This window comes from Candidatus Palauibacter scopulicola, from assembly GCF_947581915.1.
GTDB classification, from domain to species: Bacteria; Gemmatimonadota; Gemmatimonadetes; order Palauibacterales; family Palauibacteraceae; genus Palauibacter; species Palauibacter scopulicola.
In genome coordinates, this window is the sequence record NZ_CANPWG010000055.1 from 21,256 (window position 1) to 30,178 (window position 8,923).

Sequence of the window (8,923 nt, forward strand, 5' to 3'; positions counted from 1 at the left end):
AACCACTGAACCCATCACCGAACCCGGAAGGAGCCGGCATGGAAGCCGACCCCCGCTGGATCGACGCGCAGGACGCGACAACGGAGCAGGTGCCGGACCCGGCCCTCGACGCCGCGCCCGAAGCGGTCCCCGACGACGCCGAACTCGCCGACCGCCTGCGCGAAAGCGCCGAAGCCGTCCGCGCGGAACTCAAGAAGGTCATCATCGGCCAGGACGATGTCGTCGAGCAGGTCCTGATCTCCCTCTTCGCCGGCGGCAACAGCCTCATCGTCGGCGTCCCCGGACTCGCGAAGACGCTCCTCATCCAGACGCTCTCCGACGTCCTGCACCTGAGCTTCAACCGGATCCAGTTCACGCCGGACCTCATGCCGTCGGACATCACCGGGACGGACATCATCCAGGAGGACCCGGAGACGGGACAGCGCAAGCTCGTCTTCATGCAGGGGCCGCTGTTCGCGCACGTCGTGCTGGCCGATGAGATCAACCGCACGCCGCCCAAGACGCAGGCGGCCCTCCTCGAGGCGATGGAGGAGAAGCAGGTGACGATCCAGGGCCGGACCTACCGCCTCCCGGAGCCCTTCTTCGTCCTCGCCACGCAGAACCCGATCGAGCTGGAGGGGACGTATCCCCTGCCCGAGGCGCAGCTCGACCGCTTCATGTTCCAGATCAACATCGGCTACCTGCCCGAAGACGAGGAGCTGGAGGTCATCCTGCAGACGACGACGGTCGAGGGCGAGCCTCCCGGCGCGGTGCTGTCGGCGGAGGCGATCGCGGGCTTCCAGCACCTCGTGCGGAAGGTGCCGATCTCCGAGCCGGTCGCGCGCTACGCCGTCCAGTTGGCGCGGCGCACCCGCCCCGGACGCGACGATGCCCCCGACTACGTGAAGCAGTACGTGGCCTACGGGGGCAGCGTGCGCGCGGCGCAGTACCTCGTGCTCGGCGGCAAGGCGCGGGCCCTGCTGCGGGGCGAGATCAACGTCTCGTTCGACGATGTGCGCGCCCTCTGCGCCCCCGTCTTCCGCCATCGCGTGCTGACGAACTTCCACGCGGAGTCCGAGCGCGTCTCGACGGACGACCTCGTCGAACGGCTCCTCGACGACGTGAAGCCGCCGAAGTCGGGGATGTAGGGGGCGGGCCGGATCATGCGCGCGCGAATCGCCTCGAGGACGGTGCCGGGGACGCAGTTCCTCGATCCGGCGGTGCTCACCCGGATCGGGAACCTCGAACTCGTGGCGCGTTCGGTGGTCGAGGGCTTCATCGCCGGGGCGCACGGATCGCCCTTCGTCGGGCTGTCACTCGATTTCGCGGCACACCGCCAGTACCTGCCGGGCGACGACATCCGCAAGATCGACTGGAAGGTGTACGGGCGCACCGACCGCCACTACATCAAGGAATACGAGGCCGAGACCAACGCGAACATCTTCTTCGCGGTGGACGCCTCCCGTTCCATGGACTACGGCTCGCGCGGGATCACGAAGCTCGACTACGCCCGCTACCTGACGGCCTGTCTGGCCTATCTCTCCGCGAGCCAGCGCGACCGCGTGGGCGCGGCGATCTTCGATGAGCAGCTGCTCGAGTACATCCCCCCCTCCGTCCGGCACCGGCGCCTGATCCTGGCGGCGCTCGACCGCGTCCGCGCCGAGACGGCGGGCGATCTCACCGGGCCGCTCACGCAGGTGGCCGAGAGCCTGACCCGGAAGGGGATCGTCGTTCTCGTCTCCGACCTCTACACGGAACCGAAGACGGTCCTCGACTCGGTGGGGGCGCTCCGCAGCAAGGGGCAGGACGTGATCGTGTTCCATATCCTGGACCCCGCCGAGGTCGACTTCCCGTTCGAGGCGGCGCGGTCGTTCGAGGACCTGGAGACGGGGGAGCGGCTGCCGGTGACGCCCGACGTGATGCGCGAGGAGTACCTCTCGCTGGTGAAGGGGCACGTGGGCGAGATCTCGAAGCTCATGATCGAGCGCGCGATCGATCATGAACTCATCGTCACCTCGACTCCGCTCGACGCAGTGCTCTTCCGCTACCTGTCGCACCGGTCGCGGCGCCTGAAGGGCAAGGACCGATGAGTCTCCTGGCCCCGTGGTTCCTGGCCGGGTTCGGACTTCTCTCGATCCCGATCATCATCCACCTCACCCATCGGCAGCGCAGCCGGGTGACGGTGTTCCCGTCGCTAATGTTCCTCCGGAAACTGCCCTTCAAGACGATGAACCGGCGCCGAATCCGGCATCCTCTTCTCTTCGCGTTGCGCTGCATCGCGGTCATCCTCCTCGCGCTCGCCTTCTCCCGGCCGTTCTTCGACTCGGTGGCGGAAGTGGAGGCCGGTTCGGCCCGCGACGTCGTCGTCCTGCTGGACGTGTCGGCGAGCCTGGGCTACGAGGGGCGCTGGGAGGCGGCGCTCGATTCGGCGCGCGCCGTCATCGACGGTCTCGGGGAGGGGGATCGCGTGGCGGTGGCGACGTTCGACGAGCGGGCGCGGGAGCGGGTGCCGCTGACGCTCGACCTCGTGGCCGCCCGGGAGGCGCTCGCGGATCTGTCGACGACCGACCTCGGAACACGGCTCGAAGCGGGAATCCAGCTGGCGGGGCGGATCCTCGCGGAGTCCGAGGACCGGACGCGCGAGGTGGCGCTCGTCTCGGACTTCCAGCGCACGGGGTGGGAGGACGGCGGCCGGGTGCGGCTTCCCGACGGAGTCGCATTGCGGGCGGCGAGCGTCGCGCCGGAGGAGGCCGCGAACGTGGCGCTGGCTGAGGCGGCGGTGCGAGCGGCGTCCGACGGGCGTGTCCGGCTCCTGGCCCGGCTCGCGAACATGGGCGACGCGCCGGTGGAGCGGCTCCCGGTGACGCTGGAGATCGCCGGGCGGACGGTGGCGACGGTCCCGGTGGACATGCCGCCGCGCGGCGTGGGCACGGCGGTGTTCGACGACCTCGCCCTGCCGGAAGGCCGGAGCCGCGGGCGCCTCACCGTTCCGGAGGACGGGCTGGCCATCGACAACGAGTTCCGCTTCATGGCGGCGCCCGAGGCGGGTCTGCGCACGCTGATCCTGGAGAACAACCGCAGGGCGTCCGACGGGAGCCTCTTTCTCGAGCGCGCCCTCGAAATCGGCGACGCGCCCCGCATCGAGACGTCGCGGGCGCCGGCCGCGGGTCTCGACGCCGGCACGCTCTCGTCGGCGGACTTCGCGATCCTCAACGACGCGGACCTCGCCGACGCGGGCCGGGCCGGCCGGCTGCGCGAGTGGGTGAGCGACGGCGGGGGCCTGCTCATCGTCCTCGGGCGGGATGCGAGCATGAATCGATGGTCCGACGCCGGACTGGAACTGCTCGGCGCCGGACCGGGCTCCCTCGTGGATGCCGCGGACGGCCGCCGGCTGTCGTGGCTCGACTACGACCACCCGGTGTTCGAGGTGTTCTCGGGTCCCCGCAGCGGGGACTTCTCGGGCGCGCGCTTCGACCGGCTCTGGAGCCTCGATCCCTCCGGGGGCACGGCGGTGGTGGCCCGCTTCGACAGCGGGGAACCCGCCCTGCTCGAACATTCGTTGGGCGAGGGGCGCGTGCTGGTGTGGACGTCTACCCTCGACCGTTTCTGGAACGACCTCGCGCTGCAGCCCGTCTTCCTGCCCTTCGTCCACCGGCTGGCGCTGCACGCCACGGGGTATCGCGAGCCGGACCGCTGGATCGAAGCCGGAGGCGTGCTCGAACTCACGGCCCTCGTCGGACCGGGCGGACCGGGCGGAACGGGAGGCACGGGCGCCGCGGGGCTCGCCGGGGACGAGGCCGAGTGGGTCCTCGTGGATCCGGACGGCGACCGGCAGCCGGTGGAGGTCGGCGAAGGGCCGACGTGGATCGAGTTTCCGCGCGCGGGTTTCTACCAAGTGGCGCTCCGGGACGACGCCGGCCGCGCCACGACCGTGGCGGTGAACCCCCGGATCACCGAATCTGATCTGGCGCCGGTGGCGCCGGAACGCGTGGTGGAAGCCGTGGCGGGCGTCGCGCCGGCGGCGGGAGAGGCCGGAGAGGGCGGTGCGACCGCTGGCGGGGAGACGGTCCCGCGGCGCGCCGAACTCTGGTGGGTGCTCCTGCTGCTCGCGGCGCTCGTGCTGGGGGTGGAGAGCGTGCTCGCGAACCGCTGGACGCGCCAACGTCCCGTGTCCGGGCTGGCAGGCGCCTGACGAGTTGAGACCGGGGCCGGGCCGGAGCCTGGCATGAAGCCGGAAGTAAGGGAGGATGACGATGCAGCGATGGGCGAAGACGCGGAACACGGAGCACCAGTTGCTCGGCATCGTCCGCGACGTGAGGCGCCGCTGGCGCATGCGCCAGCTCATCCAGGGCGTCGCCGTGACGCTGGGGATCGGCTTCGCCGTCTTCTTCGTCGCGACCTTCGGGATCGACCGGCTGCGCTTCGACGACGGCGCGGTGCTCGTCTTCCGCATCCTGCTCTGGGCCGCCGCCGCGGGCCTCGTCGCCTGGTTCGTCGTGCGCCCGCTCCTGCGCCGGGTCTCGGACGCGCAGGTCGCGCTCTACCTGGAGGAGCATGAACCGTCGCTCAAGGCGGCGTTCCTCGCGGCCATCGAGCGCGCCGCGTCGCCGGGCGCCCGCTCCGGCCTCGACGCTCGCCTGCTGGAGGTCGCGGCCCGGCGCGCCCGCCGGGTGGACCGGGGGCGCCGCGTCGAGCGCGACCGGCTGCGCCGTTCGACCGCCTGGTTCGCGGGCGTCGCCTCGGCCGTGCTGCTCGTCGCCCTCTTCGGTCCCGCCTTCCAGGGCACGGCGGGCTCGCTCCTCCTGAGCCCCTGGCAGACGGCCGACGCCGCGAATCCCTATGCGATCACGGTGGAGCCCGGCGACGCGCTCATCGCCCGCGGCTCGGATCAACTCGTGCGCGCGTTCCCGCAGGGGTTCGAGACGGACGAAGTGGAGGTCGCCGTCCGGCGCGGCGAGTCGGAGGTGTGGGAGCGCTACTTCATGACGCCGGCCGCGGAGGACGCCGCGTTCGAGATCCTCCTCTTCGACCTCGACGAGCCCACCGACTACGCGGTGACCTCCGAGGGCGTCCGGTCGCCCGTCTTCACCATCGAGGTCGCGGACCTCCCCTACGTGGACCGGATCGACCTCGAGTACCGCTTCCCCGCCTACACCGGATTGAGCCCGCGCACGGTCGAGGATGGAGGCGACATCGCGGTGCTGCGCGGAACGGAGGTCCGTCTTCGCGTGACGCCGACGATGGCGACGGAGGCGGCGCGGCTCGCGTTCGACGGCGAGGAGGAGGGGACGGCGCTCGAACCCGTGGACGGCGCGTTCGAGACGAGCTTCACGGTGACCGGCGAGACGTTCTACCGCATCGAGTTCATGGGTCCGGGCAACCGCTTCGTCATCGGCTCCCCCGACTACCTCGTCGAACCGCTCGACGACCAGCCGCCGGGGGTCCGGATCGCCGAGCCCGGACGGGACACGCGCCTGTCGCCGATCGAGGAACTCTACGTGGAGGTCGAAGCCGAGGACGACTTCGGTCTCGGGCAGGTCGAACTCCTCTACTCGGTGAACGGCGGGGAGGAGTCGTCCCGCGTGCTCCACGGCACGGCCCGCGGCGGCACCACGCAGCTCTCCGGCGGACACACCTTCTTTCTCGAGGAGTTCGGCCTCGAGCCGGGCGACGTCCTCTCCTACTACGCCCGCGCGACCGACCTGCGTGCCGGCGGCCCCGGCGGCGGGGTCGAAAGCTCCGACATCTACTTCGTCGAGATCCGTCCCTTCGACCGGAACTTCCGCCAGGCCGAGCAGGGCGGAGGCGGGGGTGGAGGCGGCGGGGGCGGGGCCGGCATGGGCGGCGAGCTGTCCGAACAGCAGCGCCAGATCGTCGCCGCGACCTTCCGCCTCGACCGCGACCGGACCCAGTTCGAGGACGAGGAGATGTCGGAGAACCTGGCCACGCTGACGCTGTTGCAGGGGCGGCTGCGGCAGCAGGTGGAAGAGCTGATCGCGCAGATGCAGCAGCGCGGAGTGGCGGGCGATCCGTCGCTCGAGACGGTGTTCCGCGAACTCCCCCTGGCGCCGCCCGCGATGCTGGAAGCGGAGACGATGCTGGGGGAGCGGCGGCTCCAGGAGGCGCTCGCGCCCGAGCAGCGTTCGCTCCAGCACCTGCAGCGGGCCGAAGCCGCGTTCCGCGACGTCCAGGTGCAGCAGGGCGGCGGCGGGGGCGGCGGTACGCCCGGGAGCGTTGGGTCGGGGGCCGAGGAACTTGCGGACCTGTTCGAACTGGAACTGGACCGCCTGCGGAACCAGTACGAGACCGTCCAGCGGGGCCAGCAGCAACAGCAGGACCAGGAGGTCGACGAGGCGCTGCAGAAGCTCGAGGAACTGGCGAGGCGCCAGCAGCAGATGAACGAACGCGCGGCCGCGCAGCAGCGCGGGGCCGCAGGCGGGGGCCAAGGCCAGCAGCAACAGATGATCCAGGAGACGGAGGAGCTGGCGCGGCAACTGCAGCGCCTGGGTCGCGAGGGCGACCGGGCGGACGTCGAGGAATCCGCGCGCCGGCTGCAGCAGGCGGCGGACGAGATGCGGCGGGCGCAGGCGCAGGGTCGCCGCGGGCAGGGGCAGGCGGAGGCGTCGAACGCCCTCGACCGGCTGCGCGACGCGCGCCGGCTACTGGAAAACCGCCAGGTCGCGGCCGTGGAGCGGGAAGTCGAGGACGCCGCGCGGCGAGCCGAGCGCATCGCGGAGCGTCAGCGGGAACTCCAGCGCGATGTGAACGAGGACCCGACCGGCGGCGACCGGGAGCGTCTGGCCGGACTGCGCGAACGCAAGGCCGAACTCGCCGGCGAGGTGGACCAGCTGGAGGCCGACCTCGACCGCCTGTCGCGCGAGGCGCGTCAGGATCAGCCGGAGGCCGCCCGCCGTCTCGTGGAAGCCGCCGGCGAGATCCGCGAGAGCCGCCTGCGCGACAAACTCAACTTCTCGCGAGGCGTCCTCGGCACGCAGTCCGAGGACTATGTGCGGAACTTCGAGGAACAGATCACCCAGGACGCGGAGAACGTCCGGGCCCGGGTCCAGGCGGCGCGGGACGCGCTGAGCGAGTCGGACCCCCGGCGCCTCGGCCGGCAACTCGACGAGACGCGCGACCTCGTCCGCGGCCTCGAGTCGCTCCAGGAGCGCCTGCAGCAGGGTGAGCAGGGCCAGGGTCAGCAGGAGGGCCAAGGTCAACAGCAGGGCCAGGAAGGGCAGGGCGGTCAGGAGGGCGAGGGTCAGCAAGGCGGCGAGGGCCAGCAGGGTCAGCAGGGTGGCGAGGGCAGTGAGGGCCAGCAGGGCGAGGGCGGCCAGGGCCAGGAAGGCGGCCAGCAGCAGGGCGAGGGCCAGGGCCAGGGAGGCCGTGGCGGTCAGCCGGGCCAGCCCGGCCAGGCCCCCCGGGGCGGCCAGGGGTTCGCGCCCGGCGGGGGCGGCGGCGGCGGCGGACCGTGGCTGTCGCCCGAAGACGTCCGGCAGTTCCAGCGCGAATTCCGCGAGCGGGGGCAGGACGCGCGTCGCCTCCGCGACGAACTGCGCCAGGAGGGCGTCGACGTCGGCGACCTCGACGGCGCGATCGCCGGGCTCGATCGCCTGCGGACCATGGGGGACTTCGACGATCCCGAGGAACTCGCGGCGCTGCAGGCCGATGTGCTGCGCGGGCTGAAGGACTTCGAGTTCGCCCTCCGCCGTGAACTCGGGTCGCAGATCGAACGCTTCTTCCTCTCCGGGTCGGACGACGTCCCCGAGGAATACCGCGAACTCGTGGAGGCGTACTACCGGGCGCTGTCCGAGGACCCGCCGCCGCGCTGACCGCAATGAGCGTCGAACCCTGTGCCTGACCTGAGCGATCCGCGCCTCTACCTGTTCTCCGTCCTGGCGCTGTTCACGGCGGGGCTTCTCGCGGCGTGGGCGCGCGCCGCCGCCGCGGCCACCCGGGCCGGACGAGAGCGCGACGGCTGGCGGGGCCGGCCCAGCCTGTTCGAACTTGCGGTGGGCTTCGGGACGAATTTCTTCGACACGCTCGGCATCGGCTCCTTCGCCCCGACGACCTCGCTGTTCAAGCTGAAGAAGGTGGTGCCCGACGAGGAGATCCCGGGCACGATGATGATCGGACACACGCCCCCGGTCGTGATCCAGGCCTTCATCTTCATCGCGATCATCAGCGTGGAACCGACGACGCTCTTCGTCCTCATCGCGGCCGCCGTGCTGGGGGCGTGGCTGGGCGCGGGGATCGTCGCCCGGCTGCCCCGCTACCGGATCCAGGTCGGCATGGGAGTCGCGCTCCTCATCGCCGCCGCCACCTTCCTCATGGCGATCTTCGAGATCACCGCCGTGGGCGGGGAAGCGTCCGGCCTGTCGGGCGGGTCGCTCGCCCTCGCGGCGGGCTGCCTCTTCGTGCTCGGGGCGCTCATGACGATCGGGATCGGGATCTACGCCCCGACGATGATCGTCGTCAGCCTCATGGGACTGAACCCGGCCGTCGCCTTCCCGATCATGATGGGCGCGTCCGCCTTCCTCATGCCGGTGGCGGGCCTGCGTTTCCTGAAGGCGGGACGCTACGGCCTCCGCGCCGCCCTCGGCCTCGCGATCGGCGGGATCCCGGCCGTCCTCATCGCGGCGTTCATCGTCCGCTCGCTCCCCCTCGACGCGATGCGCTGGCTCGTCGTCGTCGTCGTCCTCTACGCCGCGATCGCGATGCTCCGCTCCGTCCTCCACGAGCGCCGTTCCCGCGCCGCCGGCACGGGAGGCTGAGCGAGTGGAGATCCGCATCCTCTCGCGAAGCGACATCGAGCGGGCCGTGACGGCGAAGACGGCCGTGGATGCGATGCGGGTCGCCTTCGGCGAACTGTCCGGCGGCCAGGCGGTGGTCCCCGTGCGGGGGCATCTCGAGAGCCGGCGCGGGATCACGCTCCTCATGCCCGCCT

5 protein-coding genes are annotated in these 8,923 nt (G+C 71.6%); all 5 read left to right on the forward strand.

Annotated features, from left to right (window positions below):
* The first annotated feature begins 38 nt into the window (after positions 1-38).
* From RN743_RS10745 to RN743_RS10765, 5 genes are read left to right on the forward strand one after another with little or no spacing between them, the layout of a single operon-like run.
* Positions 39-1,127 (forward strand): MoxR family ATPase, encoded by a 1,089-nt coding sequence (locus RN743_RS10745; protein ID WP_310779753.1) that lies wholly within the window; start codon positions 39-41, stop codon positions 1,125-1,127.
* Positions 1,128-1,142: 15 nt separating this feature from the next.
* Positions 1,143-2,069 carry a DUF58 domain-containing protein gene (locus RN743_RS10750; RefSeq protein WP_310779755.1) on the forward strand — a complete coding sequence of 309 codons (927 nt, stop codon included), beginning with the start codon at positions 1,143-1,145 and terminating at the stop codon, positions 2,067-2,069.
* A complete protein-coding gene (locus RN743_RS10755; RefSeq protein WP_310779757.1) occupies positions 2,066-4,171 on the forward strand; it encodes a BatA domain-containing protein in 2,106 nt (701 codons plus the stop codon). Before RN743_RS10750 ends, RN743_RS10755 begins: the two co-directional genes overlap by 4 nt.
* A gap of 55 nt (positions 4,172-4,226) precedes the next feature.
* Entirely contained in the window at positions 4,227-7,808 is a 3,582-nt protein-coding gene (locus RN743_RS10760) for a DUF4175 family protein (protein WP_310779759.1), read from the forward strand.
* A 21-nt stretch (positions 7,809-7,829) separates the two neighbouring features.
* On the forward strand, positions 7,830-8,750 hold the full coding sequence (locus RN743_RS10765) for a sulfite exporter TauE/SafE family protein (RefSeq protein WP_310779761.1): 921 nt from the start codon (positions 7,830-7,832) through the stop codon (positions 8,748-8,750).
* The last annotated feature ends 173 nt before the right edge of the window (positions 8,751-8,923 follow it).

Coding starts and splice junctions, on each gene's coding strand:
- RN743_RS10755 (WP_310779757.1), top strand. CDS start 2,066: ATGAGTCTCCTGGCCCCGTGGTTCCTGGCCGGGTTCGGACTTCTCTCG.
- RN743_RS10745 (WP_310779753.1), top strand. CDS start 39: ATGGAAGCCGACCCCCGCTGGATCGACGCGCAGGACGCGACAACGGAG.
- RN743_RS10760 (WP_310779759.1), top strand. CDS start 4,227: ATGACGATGCAGCGATGGGCGAAGACGCGGAACACGGAGCACCAGTTG.
- RN743_RS10750 (WP_310779755.1), top strand. CDS start 1,143: ATGCGCGCGCGAATCGCCTCGAGGACGGTGCCGGGGACGCAGTTCCTC.